The 17,575-nt window shown below is 73.8% G+C and carries 17 protein-coding genes; 15 read left to right on the top strand and 2 right to left on the bottom strand.

Annotated elements, in window-relative coordinates:
* Positions 1–29: 29 nt before the first annotated feature.
* The 3 genes from V2S66_RS21710 to prcA all read left to right on the top strand — a co-directional run bounded on the left by V2S66_RS21710 (position 30) and on the right by prcA (position 2,045).
* Positions 30–248: a ubiquitin-like protein Pup gene (locus V2S66_RS21710; RefSeq protein WP_330797580.1), complete on the top strand. Its 219-nt coding sequence runs from the start codon at positions 30–32 to the stop codon at positions 246–248.
* A 109-nt stretch (positions 249–357) separates the two neighbouring features.
* Positions 358–1,206 (top strand): proteasome subunit beta, encoded by an 849-nt coding sequence (gene prcB, locus V2S66_RS21705; RefSeq protein ID WP_330797579.1) that lies wholly within the window; start codon positions 358–360, stop codon positions 1,204–1,206.
* Positions 1,207–1,301: 95 nt separating this feature from the next.
* A complete protein-coding gene (gene prcA, locus V2S66_RS21700; protein ID WP_330797578.1) occupies positions 1,302–2,045 on the top strand; it encodes a proteasome subunit alpha in 744 nt (247 codons plus the stop codon).
* A gap of 515 nt (positions 2,046–2,560) precedes the next feature.
* Here prcA and V2S66_RS21695 read toward each other — a convergent pair.
* Positions 2,561–3,634 carry a LacI family DNA-binding transcriptional regulator gene (locus V2S66_RS21695; RefSeq protein WP_413966452.1) on the bottom strand — a complete coding sequence of 358 codons (1,074 nt, stop codon included), beginning with the start codon at positions 3,632–3,634 and terminating at the stop codon, positions 2,561–2,563.
* Between the two features lie 71 nt (positions 3,635–3,705).
* Between V2S66_RS21695 and V2S66_RS21690 the strand changes: the two genes are divergently transcribed.
* The 12 genes from V2S66_RS21690 (at position 3,706) to V2S66_RS21635 (ending at position 15,825) form a co-directional block, all read left to right on the top strand.
* Positions 3,706–4,953 (top strand): MFS transporter, encoded by a 1,248-nt coding sequence (locus V2S66_RS21690; RefSeq protein WP_330797576.1) that lies wholly within the window; start codon positions 3,706–3,708, stop codon positions 4,951–4,953.
* Between the two features lie 9 nt (positions 4,954–4,962).
* Complete coding sequence (pafA, locus tag V2S66_RS21685) at positions 4,963–6,324, top strand: Pup--protein ligase (RefSeq protein WP_330797575.1); 1,362 nt, start codon at positions 4,963–4,965, stop codon at positions 6,322–6,324.
* A 91-nt stretch (positions 6,325–6,415) separates the two neighbouring features.
* Positions 6,416–7,429 carry an FKBP-type peptidyl-prolyl cis-trans isomerase gene (locus tag V2S66_RS21680; protein WP_330797574.1) on the top strand — a complete coding sequence of 338 codons (1,014 nt, stop codon included), beginning with the start codon at positions 6,416–6,418 and terminating at the stop codon, positions 7,427–7,429.
* 58 nt (positions 7,430–7,487) lie between these two features.
* Complete coding sequence (locus V2S66_RS21675) at positions 7,488–7,859, top strand: FKBP-type peptidyl-prolyl cis-trans isomerase (protein WP_330797573.1); 372 nt, start codon at positions 7,488–7,490, stop codon at positions 7,857–7,859.
* Positions 7,860–8,065: 206 nt separating this feature from the next.
* Entirely contained in the window at positions 8,066–9,007 is a 942-nt protein-coding gene (locus V2S66_RS21670) for a helix-turn-helix transcriptional regulator (protein WP_330797572.1), read from the top strand.
* A gap of 6 nt (positions 9,008–9,013) precedes the next feature.
* Positions 9,014–9,970, top strand: coding sequence for a helix-turn-helix transcriptional regulator (locus V2S66_RS21665; RefSeq protein ID WP_330797571.1), 957 nt, complete (start codon positions 9,014–9,016; stop codon positions 9,968–9,970).
* Positions 9,971–9,981: 11 nt separating this feature from the next.
* Positions 9,982–10,233 carry a hypothetical protein gene (locus V2S66_RS21660; RefSeq protein ID WP_330797570.1) on the top strand — a complete coding sequence of 84 codons (252 nt, stop codon included), beginning with the start codon at positions 9,982–9,984 and terminating at the stop codon, positions 10,231–10,233.
* Positions 10,230–10,442: a hypothetical protein gene (locus V2S66_RS21655; protein ID WP_330797569.1), complete on the top strand. Its 213-nt coding sequence runs from the start codon at positions 10,230–10,232 to the stop codon at positions 10,440–10,442. The genes V2S66_RS21660 and V2S66_RS21655 overlap by 4 nt, the downstream gene beginning before the upstream one ends.
* 228 nt (positions 10,443–10,670) lie before the next feature.
* A complete protein-coding gene (tatA, locus tag V2S66_RS21650) occupies positions 10,671–10,949 on the top strand; it encodes a Sec-independent protein translocase subunit TatA (RefSeq protein WP_330797568.1) in 279 nt (92 codons plus the stop codon).
* 79 nt (positions 10,950–11,028) lie between these two features.
* Positions 11,029–11,961 (top strand): twin-arginine translocase subunit TatC, encoded by a 933-nt coding sequence (tatC, locus tag V2S66_RS21645; RefSeq protein WP_330797567.1) that lies wholly within the window; start codon positions 11,029–11,031, stop codon positions 11,959–11,961.
* A gap of 66 nt (positions 11,962–12,027) precedes the next feature.
* Positions 12,028–12,915, top strand: coding sequence for a diacylglycerol kinase (locus V2S66_RS21640; RefSeq protein ID WP_330797566.1), 888 nt, complete (start codon positions 12,028–12,030; stop codon positions 12,913–12,915).
* Positions 12,916–13,002: 87 nt separating this feature from the next.
* Complete coding sequence (locus V2S66_RS21635; protein ID WP_330797565.1) at positions 13,003–15,825, top strand: DEAD/DEAH box helicase; 2,823 nt, start codon at positions 13,003–13,005, stop codon at positions 15,823–15,825.
* Positions 15,826–15,856: 31 nt separating this feature from the next.
* Here the strand turns inward: V2S66_RS21635 and V2S66_RS21630 are convergent, their stop codons facing one another.
* Complete coding sequence (locus V2S66_RS21630; protein ID WP_330797564.1) at positions 15,857–17,494, bottom strand: allophanate hydrolase; 1,638 nt, start codon at positions 17,492–17,494, stop codon at positions 15,857–15,859.
* Positions 17,495–17,575 lie beyond the last annotated feature (81 nt).

Raw genomic sequence — 17,575 nt, 5'->3', positions numbered from 1 at the left:
AGGTCACGCAACCGAGCGGGGTGAGGGACATGGCCACGAAGGACAGCGACGGCGGACAGCAGCGGGCGACGCGTTCCACCGAGGAGGTCGAGGAGGTCCAGCAGGACGCCCAGGCCACCGACGACCTCAAGGAACGCCAGGAAAAGCTCTCGGACGACGTGGACTCCGTCCTCGACGAGATCGACGACGTCCTCGAGGAGAACGCGGAGGACTTCGTCCGGTCGTTCGTCCAGAAGGGCGGCGAGTAGCCGCTCACCCTTCCGTCCGCCCCGCAGCCCCATGGACCGCGGGGCGGATGGATTTCCGGGCCGCGGGTATGGTCCGTACCGTCTGCCAAGATCGTGTGGAAGGAATCGCGTGGAAGCCAACACTCGCAGCACCACCGGGCGTCTGCCGGCGGCCTTCCTGACCCCCGGCTCCTCGTCCTTCCTGGACTTCCTGGGCGACCACTCGCCCGGACTGCTGCCGGGCAACCGCACCCTGCCGCCGCTCAAGGGCGCCGTGGAACTTCCGCACGGCACCACCATCGTGGCCGCCGTCTTCGGCGGCGGCGTGATCCTCGCCGGCGACCGCCGCGCCACCATGGGCAACGTGATCGCCCAGCGCGACATCGAGAAGGTCTTCCCCGCGGACGAGTTCTCCGCGGTCGGCATCGCCGGCACCGCGGGCCTGGCCGTGGAGATGGTCAAGCTCTTCCAGCTGGAGCTGGAGCACTACGAGAAGATCGAAGGGGCGACGCTCTCCCTGGAGGGCAAGGCCAACCGCCTGTCCACGATGATCCGGGGCAACCTCGGCATGGCCCTGCAGGGGCTGGCCGTGGTCCCGCTGTTCGCCGGGTACGACACCGAGCGCGAGAGGGGCCGCATCTTCTCGTACGACGTGACCGGCGGCCGCAGCGAGGAGCTGGGCTTCGCGGCCACCGGCTCAGGTTCGGTGTTCGCCCGGGGTGCGCTGAAGAAGCTCTACCGCAAGGACCTCAGCGAGCGGCAGACCGTCACCGCGGTCATCCAGGCGCTCTACGACGCGGCGGACGACGACTCGGCCACCGGCGGTCCCGACCTGACCCGCCGGATCTTCCCGATCATCTCGGTCATCACCGAGGAGGGCTTCCGCCGCCTCCCCGAGGCTGAGGTCTCCGAGATCGCCCGGTCGGTGCTGGACGGACGGCTGGAGCACCCCGACGGCCCACAGGCCGAGGTGCTGTGACGGCCGGTCACCTGGAGTACGTCCCGACCCTCCCCCAACCGCCCGCCGGGCCTGGGGGCGCCCCAGCGCCGACAGCAGAAAGGCACGGTTAGCCGGTGTCCACGCCCTTTTACGTCTCACCCCAGCAGGCCATGGCCGACCGCGCCGAGTACGCCCGCAAGGGCATCGCGCGTGGCCGCAGCGTCGTCGTGCTGCAGTACGCCGACGGCATCGTCTTCGTCGCCGAGAACCCCTCCCGCGCCCTGCACAAGGTCAGCGAGATCTACGACCGGATCGCCTTCGCGGCGGTCGGCAAGTACAACGAGTTCGAGAACCTGCGCATCGGCGGCGTCCGCTACGCCGACCTGCGCGGCTACACCTACGACCGCGAGGACGTGACCGCGCGGGGCCTGGCGAACGTCTACGCACAGACGCTCGGCACCATCTTCTCCAGCGTCGGCGAGAAGCCGTACGAGGTCGAGCTGATCGTCGCGGAGGTCGGCGCGGCCCCTGAGGACGACCAGATCTACCGGCTCCCGCACGACGGCTCCATCGTCGACGAGCACGGCGCGGTCGCCGTCGGCGGCAACTCCGACCAGATCGGCAGCTACCTCGACCAGCGGCACCGCGACGGCATGACGCTCGCCGAGGCGCTGGCGCTGGCCGTGGAGTCCCTCAGCCGCGACAACAACGGCGGCGACCGCCGCCTGACCGCCGAGCAGCTGGAGGTCGCGGTGCTGGACCGCACCCGCCCCCAGCAGCGCAAGTTCCGGCGCATCCTGGGCCGCCAGCTGTCCCGTCTGCTGGAGACGGAGAGCGCGGCGACCACGAAGACGGACGACCCCTCCGACGACGAGTAGCCCCCTCCGGGGGCGCGCACCGGGTCTCCCCCCGAGGCGCCCCCGGGGACCGGCCCCCGGCCCCCCGAGTGCGGTCCGGCCTCCGCCCACCCCGCCCCGCCGCGGCCCTGTGTGGTGCACGTCCCGCGCGGTGAGCGGCCCCCCTGGGGAGTGCCCGGGCTCTCCGCGCCCCTGGGCTCGTGTCCGGACCACCCGTCCGCGCCGGCGGGTCGCGCCACCCCCCCCGCACCCCTGGGTGGTGCACGTCCCGCGCGGTGAGCAGCCTCCCTGGGGAGTGCCTGGGCTCTCCGCGCCCCTGGGCTCGTGTCCGGACCACCCGTCCGCGCCGGCGGGTCGCGCCGTTCCCCGCACCCCTGGGTGGTGCACGTCCCGCGCGGTGAGCAGCGCCCCCGGGTGGTGCCCGGGTGGCGGCCACGAGGGTCCCCGCCCCCTGGGGGTGCGGGGAACGGCGCGAGCAGCCGGCCACCGGGGGAGGCCCGGGGAAGGGCCGCAGGGGGCAGGGGCGGCGGGCCCGCTCAACCCCCGCAGGGACCGGTGGAGGAGCGGACCACGAGCTCGACCGGGAGCTCGACGACCCGCTCACCGGCGTCCCGCGCCGGCGCGGCCCCCAGACGGGCCAGCAGCGCCCGCATGCCGGCGGCGCCGACGGCCTCCGCCGGCAGCCGCACCGTGGTCAGCTCGGGGTCGAGCGCGGTGGCCAGCGACAGGTCGTCGAAGCCGGAGACGGAGAGGTCCGCGGGCACCCGCAGGCCCAGGGCGCGGGCGGCCTTGCAGGCCCCCGCCGCCAGCACGTCCCCGTCGCACAGCAGCGCGGTGGGCCGCGGCCCCGGCCCGGTCAGTGCGCGCACGGCGGCGTCGCGGGCCGCGTCGATCGCCAGCGCGCAGCGCTCGGCGCCGGGGCGGGCGCCGCCGACCCCGGCCAGCGCCGCCCGGAACGCCTCGGCCCGCACCCGGAACGTCCAGCTGTCGACGTCGGCCGCCAGATGGGTGATGCGGCGATGGCCGAGGGCCACCAGGTGGCGGGTGATCTGCCGGATGCCGTCGGCGACCGCCAGGTTGACGGTGGGCGGCCCGGGGTCGGCCGGGTCGCTGTCCAGCATCACCAGGGGGAGCCCGCCGCCGATGCCGGTCAGCGCGTCGGCCGCCATGGAGGACGCGATCACGCCGTCGATGGCCGCCCGCGCCGAGCCGAACGGGTCCCTGGCCGGGCCGACGCCCTCGGGGGAGGGGTAGAGCACCACCCCGAAGCCGTGCTCCTCGGCCACCCCGGCGGCGCCCGCGTAGACCCGGGCGAAGTACTCGTGGGTCAGCGCCGGCACCACCAGCAGCGCGGTGCGGGTGTGGCCCAGCCGCAGGCTGCGGGCGGCCAGGTTCGGCCGGTAGCCGAGCCGGCCCGCGGCCTCCCGCACGGTACCCGCGGTCCGCTCCGAGACCCGGCCCTGCCACTTGCCGCCGAGCACGAGCGAGACCGTCGCCTGCGACACGCCGGCCGCCCGCGCCACGTCCCGCGACGTCGGCCGCGCGCTCCCGCTCACCGTCGTCCCCGCCTTTCGCCACCTCCCGCGGGTGGACCCGCGAGCTGCCGACATGGTACGTATGACGCACGGACGTTATACGTAACACTGCCCCGGTGCGACACCGGACGCGAGAGGGGGCCGGCATGGCGGGCGGATACCGCGACCTGCTGCGCACACCGCACGCCGCGCGGCTGCTGGGCGGCACCCTGCTCGGCCGGCTGCCCAACGCGATGGCCGCGCTGGCGATCGTGCTGTTCCTGCGCTCCCAGGGCGCCGGCTACGGCGTCGCGGGCACCCTGTCCGCGCTCTACGGGCTGGCCGTCGCGGTCGGGCAGCCGCTGCTCGGCCGCGCGGTGGACCGGCGCGGCCAGCCGCGGGTGATGACCGCCGCGGCCCTGCTGTCGGCCGCCGGATTCGCCCTGCTGGCCGTCACCGGCCCCGCGCCCCTGCCGCTCGCCGTCCTGGCGGTGCTGCTGGCCGGCGTCGCCACCCCGCCGCTGGAGGGCGGCCTGCGGGCGCTGTGGCCCGACGTCCTGGACGGCGACGACCGGGTCCAGCGGGCGTACGCGCTGGACGCGGCCGCGCAGGAGGTGATGTTCGCCCTCGGCCCGCTGCTGGTCACCCTGACGGTCGCCGCCGCCTCGCACGCCGCCGCGCTCGTGCTGACCGGCGCGCTCGGCGTGGCGGGCACCCTCGTGGTGGTCACCGCGGCGCCCTCGCGCGCGTGGCAGGCCCAGCCGCGTGAGGCGCACTGGCTCGGCGCGCTGCGCTCGCCCGGCCTCGCGGTGCTCCTCGGCGCCTGCTTCTTCGTCGGCATCGCGCTCGGCGCCATCGCGCTGGCCGCCGTCGCCTACGGTGACGCGCACGGCGGCGGCCCGGCCGCCGCGTACGTCCTGGCGGCCAACGGCGCCGGCGCCCTGATCGGCGGCCTGGGCTACGGCGCGCGCGGCTGGCCCGGCGCCCCCGAGCGGCGGCTGCGGCTGCTCTCGCTGGGCCTGGCGGCCTGCTACCCGCCGCTGCTGCTGGTCCCCGGCCTGCCCTGGATGCTGCCGCTCGCCGCGCTCTCCGGCCTGTTCCTGGCGCCCACCCTGGCGTGCACGTTCCTGGTGGTCGACCGGCACGCCCCGGCGGGCACCGTGACGGAGGCGTTCTCCTGGGTGGTCACCGCGGTCGGGGTCGGCTCGGCGCTCGGCACGGCCGTCGCCGGGGCGGCCGCGCAGCACGGAGGGGCCGCGGCCGCATTCGGCGCCGCGACAGGCGGCGGCGCGGTCGCCGCGGTCGTACTGCTCTCCACCGGCGCATTCCTGACGACGGCAAACCTCGAAACCGGTGCGGAAAAAGATCCAAACCGTGCCCCCGAACCCCGTTTCAGCACCACGCATCAGGCGTAATGTTCAGACATGGACCGCCGCATTTTCGGGCTGGAGAACGAGTACGGCGTCACATGTACGTTCAGGGGACAGCGGCGACTGTCCCCTGACGAGGTGGCGCGGTACCTCTTCCGCCGTGTCGTGTCATGGGGCCGCAGCAGCAACGTCTTCCTGAAAAACGGTGCCCGGCTCTACCTCGACGTGGGCTCGCACCCGGAGTACGCCACTCCCGAGTGCGACAACGTCACCGAACTCGTCACGCACGACAAAGCCGGGGAACGCATCCTCGAAGGCCTTCTGGTCGATGCGGAACGCCGCCTGCACGAGGAGGGCATCGCGGGCGACGTCTACCTGTTCAAGAACAACACCGACTCGGCAGGCAACTCCTACGGGTGCCACGAGAATTACCTGGTGGCCCGGCACGGGGAATTCTCCCGGCTGGCGGACATCCTGATTCCGTTCCTCGTCACCCGGCAGCTGCTGTGCGGAGCGGGCAAGGTGCTGCAGACCCCGCGCGGCGCCGTCTACTGCGTCAGCCAGCGCGCCGAGCACATCTGGGAGGGCGTCAGCTCCGCCACCACCCGCTCCCGGCCGATCATCAACACCAGGGACGAGCCGCACGCCGACGCCGAGCGCTACCGCAGGCTGCACGTCATCGTCGGCGACTCCAACATGTCCGAGACCACCATGCTGCTCAAGGTCGGCGCCACCGACCTGGTGCTGCGGATGATCGAGGCCGGCACCGTGATGCGCGACCTCACCCTGGAGAACCCGATCCGGGCCATCCGCGAGGTGAGCCACGACATCACCGGCCGTCGCAAGGTCCGCCTCGCCTCCGGGCGCGAGGCGTCCGCGCTGGACATCCAGCAGGAGTACTACTCCAAAGCGGTGGAGTTCTGCGAGCGCCGCGGCATCCGCAGCGGCGTCATCGAGCAGGTGCTCGAACTGTGGGGCCGCACCCTGGAGTCGATCGGCAGCGGGGACCTGGCGAAGATCGGCACCGAGATCGACTGGGTGATGAAGTACCAGCTCATCGAGCGCTACCGGAACCGGGACAACATCACCATGTCCCACCCCCGGGTCGCCCAGATAGACCTCGCGTACCACGACATCCACCGGCGCCGCGGGCTCTACTACCTGCTGGAGCGCAAGGGCCAGGCCAAGCGGATCTGCAGCGATCTGAAGATCTTCGAGGCCAAGTCGGTGCCCCCGCAGACCACCAGGGCCCGGCTGCGCGGCGACTTCATCCGCCGCGCCCAGGAGCAGCGCCGCGACTTCACCGTCGACTGGGTGCACCTGAAGCTCAACGACCAGGCGCAGCGCACCGTGCTGTGCAAGGACCCCTTCCGGTCGGTCGACGACAGGGTGGAGAAGCTGATCGCCGGTATGTGACGGCGCGACGGCACACCGTAGGGTGTGGGGCGGCACTCGTGACCCGCCAGCCCCACACCCGACGACTGCACCCGACCGTAACGAGGAATCCGTGCGCCGACGCTCCGTACTGCTCTCCGTGCCCGCCCTGCTGCTGACCGCCGCCGGCTGCGGCAACGACGACAAGGGCAGCGACTCGGCCTCGTCGACCTCGCCCTCGACCAGCTCCACCCCCTCCGGCTCGGCCTCTCCCACCGCCCCGCCGAAGATCGTCGACGGCCCGGTCCCCGCGATCACCGCGGGCACCGCGTTCGACACCAAGCCGACCGTCGCCAAGGGCACCGTCACCCCGTCGAAGGACCTCGCGGTCAAGACGGTCATCGCAGGGGACGGGCCGAAGATCGTCGCCGGTGACTACATCCAGGTGAACTACCTCGGGCAGATCTGGAGCACCGCGAAGGTCTTCGACACCTCCTTCGGCCGCTCCCCGTACACCAACATCATCGGCCAGGGGAAGGTCATCCCCGGCTGGGACCAGGGCCTGGTCGGACAGAAGGTCAAGAGCCGTGTGCAGCTGGCCATCCCGCCGGCCCTCGGCTACGGCAGCTCCGGCAACGCGCAGGCCGGCATCAAGGGCACCGACACCCTCGTCTTCGTCGTCGACGTCCTGCAGCGCTTCAACGCCAAGAGCTCGGTGACCGGCACCGACGTGCCGCAGAGCAACGCCTCGCTGCCCAAGGTCGGCACCAACACCGACGGCAAGGCCCCCTCGATCACCGTGCCCAAGGGCGTCAAGGCGCCCGCCAAGCTGGTCTCGCAGTACGTCATCGAGGGCGACGGCCCGGTGGTCAAGGCCAGCGACACGCTGCTGCTCCAGTACAAGGGCGTGGTCTGGACGACCGGCAAGGAGTTCGACTCCAGCTACGCGCACGGCCAGCTCGCCGCCTTCCCGCTCGCCCAGCTGATCAAGGGCTGGCAGCAGGGACTGGCGGGCAAGAAGGCCGGCAGCCGGGTGATGCTGGTGACCCCGCCCGACCTCGCCTACGGCGCGCAGCCGCCGAGCGGCAGCGGCATCCCGGCCAACGCCACGCTGGTCTTCACCCTCGACATCCTGGCGGTGCTCTGACCCCCGCGGACGACCTGCAAGACTGTCCCGGTTGCCCGCAACGCACAAGGAGTTTCCGTTGAGCATCGACAAGCCCGAGATCGACTTCCCGGGCGGCGAGCCGCCGGCCGACCTCGAGATCAAGGACATCTGGGAGGGCGACGGCCCCGTCGCCAAGGCCGGTGACACCGTGTCCGTCCACTACGTCGGCGTGGCGTTCTCCAGCGGCGAGGAGTTCGACGCCAGCTGGAACCGCGGCGCCCCGCTGCGCTTCCAGCTCGGCGTCGGCCAGGTCATCGCCGGCTGGGACCAGGGTGTGCAGGGGATGAAGGTCGGCGGCCGCCGCCAGCTGACCATCCCCGCCGACCTGGCCTACGGCGACCGCGGCGCCGGCGCCGCGATCAAGCCCGGCGAGACGCTGATCTTCGTCTGCGACCTGATGGGCGTCTGACACAGCGGTCCGCTCGCCTCCGCACCTCCCCGGCTCACCGGTGAGCCGGGGAGGTGCGGACGACGGGGCGTGGACGACGGGGCGCGGGCCGTGCGAGCGGCTCGCGCCCCGTCCGCGTCCCGTGTGTCATTCGTTTGGGTCCGCGCCCCGGCTGGCGGTAGGTTCGGTGCCCGAAGGGCGCACACGAGGGGTGGCGAAGGGTACGGATGGCGATTGCCAAGGCCGAGCGGCTGATGAACCTGGCGCTGTGCCTGATGAACACCCGCCGCCCGATCAGCAAGCGTGAGCTGCGCACCTCCATCGAGGCGTACCACGAGGTCACCTCCGACGACGCCTTCAACCGGATGTTCGAGCGCGACAAGGACGACCTGCGCGAACTCGGCCTGGTCATCGACACCGTGGAGAGCCTGGACGGGGAGTACGGCTACCTCGCCCGCAGCGACCGCAACCGGCTGCCGGACATCGCGCTCGACCCCGAGGAGGCGGCCGCACTGAGCCTGGCCGCCAAGGTCTGGCAGCAGGCCAGGCTCGCCGAGGCGGCCAGCGGCGCCCTGCAGAAGCTGCGCGCCGCCGGAGTGCCCTTCGAGGACGCGAGCAGCGTGCTGGAACCCCGTGTCCCCGCGCCGGAACCGGCCTTCGAGGCGCTGATGCTGGCCACCCGCGAGCGCCGCGCCGTCGCCTTCGACTACCGCAAGGCCAACGCGGCGCGCCCCGAGCCGCGGCTGGTCGAGCCGTGGGCGCTGGAGTGCTGGCGCGGCCACTGGTACCTGGCCGGGCACGACCGGGACCGCGACGACGTCCGGGTCTTCCGGCTCTCCCGGATCAGCGGCCGGGTCCGCGCCCGGGGCGCGGCGCTCGCACCGGTACCCGACCACGTCGACGTCCGCGAGGCGGTGGCCCGCTGGGCCGGCGACGGCGCCACCGCCGTCACCGCCCGTATCCGGCTGCGCCGGGACAGCGGCTACCCGCTGCGCGCCCGCGCGGTCGCGGCCACCCCGGTCGACGCCGACTGGGACGAGCTGGAGATCCCGTACGGGCACGGCCTGGACGCCTGGCTGGCCGAGTTCGGGCCGGACGTGGTGGTGCTGGCGCCGGAGGAGCTGCGCGCCGAGGTCGTGGACCGGCTGCGCGCGGTGGCGAAGGGCTGAGGGGACATGAGCAACGCGATCGACCAGACCCGCAGGATGCTCTCGCTCGTCACCTACCTGCGCGAGCGCCCCGGCGCCCGGGTGAGCGAGGTCGCGCGGGCCTTCGGCGTCACCGAGGCCGAGCTGATCGGCGACCTCAACGTGCTGCCGCTGTGCGGCACCAGCTTCCGCGGCGGCGACCTGCTGGACATCGACACCGACGGCGAGCGCATCTGGTGGCACAACCCGGGCACCGCGGACGACGTCGCGCAGCCGTTGCGGCTGGCCGCCGACGAGGCGACCGCGCTGCTGGTCGCCGCCCGCGCGGTCGCCAACCTGCCGGGGCTGCGCGACAGCGACCGGCAGGCGCTGCTGCGGGCGGGCACCAAGCTGGAGGCCGCGGCGGGCGAGGCGGCCGGCGCGAGCACCCATCTGTCGGTGACCTTCGAGTCCGAGGGCAGCGTCTTCGCGACCGTCGACCGGGCCATCACCGAGCGCCGCCGGCTGTGGATGCGCTACTACTCCCCGGCCCGCGACGCGCTCACCGAGCGGGAGGTGGACCCGATCCGGCTGTTCGCGGTCGGCCACACCTACGTCGAGGGCTGGTGCCGGCTCTCGGAGGACCGCCGCACCTTCCGGCTGGACCGGGTCGCCGAGATCCGGCTGCTCGACGAGCCGTCCGACCCGCCCCGGCTGGAGCCGCGCGACCTGTCGCAGGGACTCGTCCAGCCCGCGGGCGACGACCCCGAGGTGGTGATCGAGGTCGGTCCCGGCGGCCGCTGGGTCGCCGAGTACTACCCGCACGACAGCGCCGAGGAGCTTCCCGACGGGGACCTGCGGATCACGCTGCGCACCCCCGACCCGGCCTCGCTGCGCCGGCTCGCGCTGCGGCTGGGCCGCGACGGGCGGATCGTGGCGCCCGCCGCGCTGGCCGCCCAGGCACGGGACGCAGCGGTCCAGGCGCTCGCGGGCTACGGGGAGTGAGGACACCGCCGATGACCACAGCCGCCGCATGCCCACCGCCGGCCGCAGGACCGGTGCTCTTCCGGGCCGGCTGCCCGCACTGCCGGGAGAGCTTCGAACTGGCCGCGGCCGCGCTGCGGCTGGCCATCGGAGGCTCGGCCCGCACCACCTTCTACTCCTTCAGCTGCCCGCTGTGCGGGGAGACGGTGCGCAAGCCGGCCGGCGAGCGCATCGTCGAACTCCTCACCGGCGGCGGTGTGCGCACGATGAGGTTGCACGTATGACATCCGTCTGGTGGGTCTTCTGCGCGGTGGGCCTGTCGACCGCCGGCCTCCTGGTGCTCGCCGTCCCGGCGGTACGGGTCTGGGCGGCCGCCCGGGAACTGGCCCGTCAGGTCGCCGCCGGCACCGAGGCGCTGGCCGCCGCGGGCGAGCGGCTGGAGCGCGCGGTGCGGCCGCTGGAGGAGCGGTCCGGGCGGATTCCGCGGGGTTGAGCCTGCCGTGCCGCGGCCGGCGGAGGGTACGCTGGCCGGGCGGCCCGCTACGGAGTGCGGCGAGGGCCGCCGCCGGCCGGACCCCGGGGCCTTCCCCGCCGTTCACCGGTGCGCGCTACGATCACAGCCGGCAGGGCGATCCGGACACCCGTCCGAACGTCCGCGCCGGCTGCCGCTAGGAACGCAGTCGCAAGGAATCCGCCGCCCCGGTGAGAAGGTAGACCTCATATGCTCGGCAATCTCAAGCCCCTGGAGATCCTCCTCATCCTCGTCGTCGTCGTCCTGCTGTTCGGCGCGAAGAAGCTGCCCGACATGGCGAGGTCGCTCGGCAAGTCGGCGCGCATCCTCAAGAGCGAGGCCAAGGCGATGAAGGACGACGGCGCGGCCCGGACCGCCGAGTCGACCGCCAAGCCCGAGGCCGACGCGCCCCGCACTATCCAGGCCGCGCCCGGCGACACCGCCAGCGCCCGCCCGGTGCAGGAGCCCGACCGCACCACGCAGGGCTGACCGACCCGACACCCGACCGCAGGACCAAGCCGCTGGCGGGACACTCCGCCGACGGCTGCCGCACGAGACGAGGACGTGGGTGCTCAAGACTGCCCGCAAGCAGGAACGGGACCCCGAGGGGCGGATGCCCCTCGCGGAACACCTGCGTGAGCTGCGCAACCGGCTGATGAAGTCGGTCCTTGCGATCATCATCGTCACGGTCGTGGCGGCGTTCTTCTACAAGGACATCATCCACCTGCTGCAGCAGCGGATCCCGGACACCGTCCGCTGTGTCAACGGCGCGTCCCACCAGCACGACAGCAAGCCGTGCGCGCAGATGACGGTCAGCGGCCTGCTCGGCGGCTTCTCCATCGCCCTGAAGGTCTCGCTGATGGCCGGCATCGTCGGCTCCTCCCCGGTCTGGCTGTACCAGCTGTGGGGCTTCCTGGCGCCCGGCCTGCACAAGAACGAGAAGCGGTACACCCTCGGCTTCGTCGGCGCCGGCGTCCCGCTCTTCCTGGCCGGCGGCCTGCTGGCGTACGAGATCCTGCCGCAGACCGCGCGGATCATGATCGGCTTCGTGCCGAACGACACCACCAACCTGCTGGCGCTCGACGACTTCCTCGACCTCGTCGTGCGCATGATCGTGGTCTTCGGACTCGCCTTCGAGCTGCCGCTGGTGCTGGTGCTGCTGAACTTCACCGGTCTGGTCAGCGGCCGCCGGATGCTCGGCTGGTGGCGCGGCATGGTCATCGGCATCACCGTCTTCGCCGCCGTCGCCACCCCGACCGGCGACCCGCTGACGATGTGCCTGCTGGCCGCCCCGATCGTCTTCCTGTACTTCCTGGCGATGGGCGTCTGCTTCTTCAACGACGGCCGCAGGAGCCGCCGCCGCGCCGCCGACCCGGACTTCGGGCTCGACGCCGACGAGGCGTCCAGCCTGGACCACATCCCCGAGCAGATCGGCGCACAGCCGTACGACGACGAGGCCGACCGGCGCGGCGGCGGCGACGACTTCGACGACGCCACCTGACGGACCGGCGCTCCACCGACCGGGCCCGGGGCTGACCGCGGCCCAGAACCGGGGTAGGGTCCGCCCGTGACCAGCGAGATCACCCTTTTCGTCAATCCCGCCGCGGGCCGCGGCCGGGGCGCGCACGCCGCGCAGCCGGCCGCCAGGGCGCTGCGGGCGGCCGGCCACCGGGTCCGCGGCATCGTCGGCGCGGACGCCGCCGACGCGCTGTCCAGGGCCCGCGCCGCGGTCGCCGAGGGCACCGGCGCGCTGGTGGCGGTGGGCGGCGACGGCATGGTCTCGCTGGCGCTCCAGGCGGTCGCGCGGACCGGCACCCCGCTGGGTGTGGTCGCGGTCGGCACCGGCAACGACTTCGCGCGGTCGACCGGCCTGCCGGTGCGCGACCCGGCCGGGGCGGCCGCCGTGATCGCCGGGGCGCTGCGCGACGGCCGGCACCGCGACCTCGACCTCGGCAGGGCCGGCGACCGCTGGTTCGGCACCGTCCTCGCCTCCGGCTTCGACTCGCGGGTCAACGACCGCGGCAACCGCATGCGGTGGCCCACCGGCCGCTTCCGCTACGACGTCGCGATGCTCGCGGAGCTGGCCGCGCTGCGCCCGATCCGCTACCGGGTGGCCTTCGACGACGCCCCGGAACGCGAGATCGAGGCCACCCTGATCGCGGTCGGCAACGGTCCCTCCTACGGCGGCGGCATGCGGATCTGCGCGGACGCCGCGATGGACGACGGACTGTTCGACGTGTGCGTGGTCGGGCCGTGCAGCCGTACCACGCTGCTGCGGGTCTTCCCGCGGGTCTACCGCGGCACCCACCCCTCGCACCCGGTGGTGACCGTGCACCGCGCCCGGCGGATCCGGCTGGCCGCGCGGGACGTCACCGCGTACGCCGACGGCGAGCGGGTCGGGCCGCTGCCGGTGGAGGCGGAGACGGTGCCGGGGGCGGTCCGGCTGCTCGTCTGAGCCGGGGCAGGCGTGCCCCGGAAAACCCGGTCCGGGCAGATAAGATCACGCGCCGTGTCGGTGCCGCCCGGTAGGCTCTTGAGCGAGATGACCGAAGAGATGTCGCCCGCCGAGCGTTATGCGGCCAGCCGCCGTCGCGCAGCAGAGAACGCCACCGCACTCGCGCAGTTCCGCGAGCTGTACGAGTTCGGACTCGATCCGTTCCAGACCGAGGCGTGCCAGGCGCTGGAGTCAGGCAGCGGAGTCCTGGTGGCCGCCCCCACCGGCTCCGGCAAGACCATCGTCGGCGAGTTCGCCGTCCACCTCGCCCTCCAAGAGGGCCGCAAGTGCTTCTACACCACGCCGATCAAGGCGCTGTCCAACCAGAAGTACAACGACCTCGCCAAGCGCTACGGCGCCGACAAGGTCGGGCTGCTCACCGGTGACAACAGCGTCAACGGCGACGCCCCGGTGATCGTGATGACCACCGAGGTGCTGCGGAACATGCTGTACGCGGGCTCCGCCGCCCTCGACGGCCTCGGGTACGTGGTGATGGACGAGGTGCACTACCTCTCCGACCGGTTCCGCGGCGCGGTCTGGGAAGAGGTGATCATCCACCTGCCGCCGTCCGTGACGCTGGTGTCGCTGTCCGCGACCGTCTCCAACGCCGAGGAGTTCGGCGACTGGCTGGACACCGTCCGCGGCGACACCCAGGTGATCGTCTCCGAGCACCGCCCGGTGCCGCTGTGGCAGCACGTGCTGGCCGGGCGCCGGATGTACGACCTCTTCGAGGAGAAGTCCGGGCCGAGCGCCCCGCGCGGCCGCCGCGAGGTCAACGCCGACCTCGAACGGCTCGCCCGGATGGAGAACCAGCGCGTCCACCGCCCGCGCGCGGGCCGCGGCCGCGAGGCCGACCGGGAGCGCGAGCGCCGCTCCCGCAGCCGGGTCTGGACGCCCAGCCGCGCCGAGGTCATCGACCGGCTGGACACCGAGGGCCTGCTGCCCGCCATCACCTTCATCTTCAGCAGGGCCGGCTGCGAGGCGGCCGTCCAGCAGTGCCTGCACGCGGGCCTGCGGCTCAACAACGAGGAGGGCCGCGCCCGGGTCCGCTCCATCGTCGAGGAGCGCACCCGCTCCATCCCCGACGAGGACCTGCACGTCCTCGGCTACTTCGAGTGGCTGGAGGGCCTGGAGCGCGGCATCGCCGCCCACCACGCCGGCATGCTGCCGACCTTCAAGGAGGTCGTCGAGGAGCTCTTCGTCAAGGGCCTGGTCAAGGCGGTCTTCGCCACCGAGACGCTGGCGCTCGGCATCAACATGCCGGCCCGCAGCGTGGTGCTGGAGAAGCTCGTCAAGTGGAACGGCGAGACGCACGCCGACATCACCCCCGGCGAGTACACCCAGCTGACCGGCCGCGCCGGCCGGCGCGGCATCGACGTCGAGGGCCACGCGGTCGTGCTGTGGCAGCGCGGCTTCGACCCGGGCGCCGTCGCGGGCCTGGCCGGCACCCGTACGTATCCGCTGCGGTCGTCGTTCAAGCCGTCGTACAACATGGCGGTCAACCTGGTCGGGCAGTTCGGCCGGCACCGCTCGCGCGAGCTGCTGGAGACGTCGTTCGCGCAGTTCCAGGCCGACCGCTCGGTGGTCGGCATCTCCCGGCAGGTGCAGCGCAACGAGGAGGGCCTGGACGGCTACAAGGAGTCGATGACCTGCCACCTCGGCGACTTCCCGGCGTACATGCGGCTGCGCAGGCAGCTCAAGGAGCGGGAGGCCGAGCTGTCCCGGCAGGGCACCGCGCTGCGCAGGGCCGCCGCCGCGGACGCGCTGGAGAAGCTCAAGCCCGGCGACATCATCCATGTGCCGGCCGGCAAGTACGCCGGTCTGGCGCTGGTGCTCGAACCCGGCATCCCCGGCCGCGCCACCGGCCACCACCCGCGCGGCGGCGAGTTCCACGACGGCCCGCGGCCGCTGGTGCTCACCGCGGAGCGGCAGGTCAAGCGGCTCGCCCAGCTGGACTTCCCGGTCCCGGTGGAGGCGCTGGACCGGATGCGCATCCCCAAGTCCTTCAACCCGCGCAGCCCGCAGTCCCGCCGCGACCTGGCCTCCGCGATGCGCAGCAAGGCCGGCACCGCGGGCTGGAGCGGCCCGGTGCGGCACCGCAAGGAGCGGGCGGCGGCGGCCGACGACGCCGAGATCGCCCAGCTGCGCGCCGAGATCCGGACGCACCCCTGCCACGGCTGCGACGACCGCGAGGACCACGCCCGCTGGGCCGAGCGCTACCACCGGCTGCGGCGCGACACCCAGCAGCTGGAACGCCGCATCGAGGGCCGCACCAACACCATCGCCCGCACCTTCGACCGGGTGTGCGCGGTGCTCACCGAACTCGGCTACCTCAACGCCGACGAGGTCACCCCGGAGGGGCGCCGGCTGGCCCGGCTCTACGGCGAGTTGGACCTGCTGGCCAGCGAATGCCTGCGCGACGGCGTGTGGGACGGCCTCGGCCCGGCCGAACTCGCCGCCTGCGCCTCGGCGCTGGTCTACGAGTCCCGGCAGTCGGACGACGCGGTCGCGCCCAAGCTCCCCACCGGCAACGCGCGGGCGGCGCTCGGCGAGATGGTCCGCATCTGGGGCCGGCTCGACGCGCTGGAGGAGGACCACGGGATCAACCAGACCGGGGGCGTCGGCCAGCGGGAACCTGACCTGGGCTTCGCCTGGGCCGCGTACCGGTGGGCCTCGGGGCACACCCTCGACCAGGTGCTCTCCGACGCCGACATGCCGGCCGGCGACTTCGTCCGCTGGTGCAAGCAGCTCATCGACGTGCTCGGCCAGGTCGGCGACGCGGCGCCGGACGGCAGCCCGGTGCGGCGCAACGCCCGCAAGGCGGTCGACGGGCTGCTGCGCGGAGTCGTCGCCTACTCCTCGGTGGGATAGCGCCCGCTGTTCGCGCGGCGCGGGCGACGGGTCACCGCCGCTCGCGCCCGAGGTAGCCGCGCCAGCCGCCGTAGCCGGTGATGTCCTCGGCGCCGGTCAGCGCCTGCGGCTCGCAGAGGAAGCCGGGGACGCTGTCGCCGCCGTCCAGCTCGACGCTGCCGAGCACCATCGGGCGGGGGAGTGCGGCGGCGAGGGCGCCCAGGGCGGCGGGCGACAGCTCCCACACCTCGGCCTCGACCGCGGCGCCGCCCTCCGCCACCCGCACCAGGCCCGGCTTGGGCGGCTCGGTGTCCAGCGCGTAGAGGCGGTAGGCGGGCGCGGTGCGGGTCGTGCACGCCCACCGCGCTCCCAGGGAGCGCAGTTGGTGGTTCAGCGGCTGCCCGGTCAGGTGCGCGCCGAGCACGGCGATCCGCAGCGGCGGCGCCAGCAGCGCGGCGACCTCCGCGACCCGGTCGTCGGTGTGCGCCGGGCCGACCAGCATCACCCCGAAAGGCAGGCCGTGCACGTCGCCCGCGGGCACCGCGACGGCGCACAGGTCCAGCAGGTTGGTGGAGTTGGTGAAGCGGCCGAGCCGTGCGTTGGCGCCGAGCGGGTCGGCCGCGACCGCGGCGTGCGTCGGGTGGCCGGGCGTGGTGGGCAGCAACAGCGCGTCGGCGTCGCCGAGTTCGGCCGCCGCCCGGTCGTGCAGCTCGGCCAGCCGCAGGCGGTCGGCGAAGAGCCGGTGCGCCGGGACGCCGGCGCCCGCACCGATGATGCCGGCGACCACCGGGTCGAGGTCGGCGGCCCCCTTGTCGACGAAGGCGCCGACGGCGGTGTACCGCTCGGCGACGAAGGCGCCCTCGTAGAGCAGCGCGGCCGCCTCGGTGAACGGCGTCAGGTCGACCGGGCGCAGCTCGGCGCCGGCGGCCGCCAGCCGGGCGGCCGCCGCCTCGAACGCGTCGGCCCAGCCCGCGTCCAGCTCGCCGAGCTGCGCGGTGGGCGGCACCGCCACCCGCCAGGGCCCTGGACGGCGCGGCGGCGGGACCGGCGCGGCCAGCAGCGCCGTCGCCGTACGGGCCTCGGCCAGCGTGCGGGCGAAGACCGTCACGCAGTCCAGGCTCGCGCAGGCGGGGACCACGCCCGCGGTGGAGACGAGACCGCGGGTCGGCTTGACGCCGACGACGCCGTTGAAGGCGGCCGGGACGCGGCCCGAGCCCGCGGTGTCGGTGCCGAGCGCCAGGTCGACCAGGCCGAGCGCCACGGCCACCGCGGAGCCCGAACTCGACCCGCCGCTCACCCGGTCGGGCGCGAGCGCGCTGGCGACGGCGCCGTAGGGGCTCCTGGCGCCGACCAGACCGGTGGCGAACTGGTCCATGTTCGTGGTCCCGAGCACGATCGCTCCGGCGGCCCGCAGCGCCGCCACGGCGGGCGCGTCGGCCGCCGGCCGGTAGGCGTAGGACGGGCAGCCCGCGGTGGTCGGCAGCCCGGCCACGTCGATGTTGCCCTTGACCGCCAGCAGCCGCCCGGCGAGCGGAAGGGCGGCCGCCGCGCCGGCGGCCCTGCGGTCGACGTCCCGCGCCTCCGCCTCGACCTCCTCCTGCGGCCGCAGTGTGATCCACACATGGCGCTCACCCACCGCCGCCATCCGCTCGTACGCCGCTCGCACGCGGCGCAGCGCGTCCTGCCTCACGTCGTTCCCCTTCCGCCGGCCTGTCGTCTACGGGCGCTCGCCCCTCGGTACGGTGCCGCCCCTCGGTACGGTGCCGGCGCG

Source organism: Actinacidiphila polyblastidii, assembly GCF_036353415.1.
Lineage (GTDB): Bacteria > Actinomycetota > Actinomycetes > Streptomycetales > Streptomycetaceae > Actinacidiphila > Actinacidiphila polyblastidii.
Note: the sequence above shows the minus strand (reverse complement) of the source record. Positions and strands in the feature narration are given on the sequence as shown.

Bases quoted from the DNA above. Each gene is read 5' to 3' on its own strand.
- V2S66_RS21710 (WP_330797580.1), top strand. From the start codon at position 30: ATGGCCACGAAGGACAGCGACGGCGGACAGCAGCGGGCGACGCGTTCC.
- V2S66_RS21695 (WP_413966452.1), bottom strand. From the start codon at position 3,634: ATGTCGGCAGCTCGCGGGTCCACCCGCGGGAGGTGGCGAAAGGCGGGG.
- V2S66_RS21690 (WP_330797576.1), top strand. From the start codon at position 3,706: ATGGCGGGCGGATACCGCGACCTGCTGCGCACACCGCACGCCGCGCGG.
- pafA (WP_330797575.1), top strand. From the start codon at position 4,963: ATGGACCGCCGCATTTTCGGGCTGGAGAACGAGTACGGCGTCACATGT.
- V2S66_RS21670 (WP_330797572.1), top strand. From the start codon at position 8,066: ATGGCGATTGCCAAGGCCGAGCGGCTGATGAACCTGGCGCTGTGCCTG.
- V2S66_RS21665 (WP_330797571.1), top strand. From the start codon at position 9,014: ATGAGCAACGCGATCGACCAGACCCGCAGGATGCTCTCGCTCGTCACC.
- V2S66_RS21660 (WP_330797570.1), top strand. From the start codon at position 9,982: ATGACCACAGCCGCCGCATGCCCACCGCCGGCCGCAGGACCGGTGCTC.
- V2S66_RS21655 (WP_330797569.1), top strand. From the start codon at position 10,230: ATGACATCCGTCTGGTGGGTCTTCTGCGCGGTGGGCCTGTCGACCGCC.
- tatA (WP_330797568.1), top strand. From the start codon at position 10,671: ATGCTCGGCAATCTCAAGCCCCTGGAGATCCTCCTCATCCTCGTCGTC.
- V2S66_RS21635 (WP_330797565.1), top strand. From the start codon at position 13,003: ATGACCGAAGAGATGTCGCCCGCCGAGCGTTATGCGGCCAGCCGCCGT.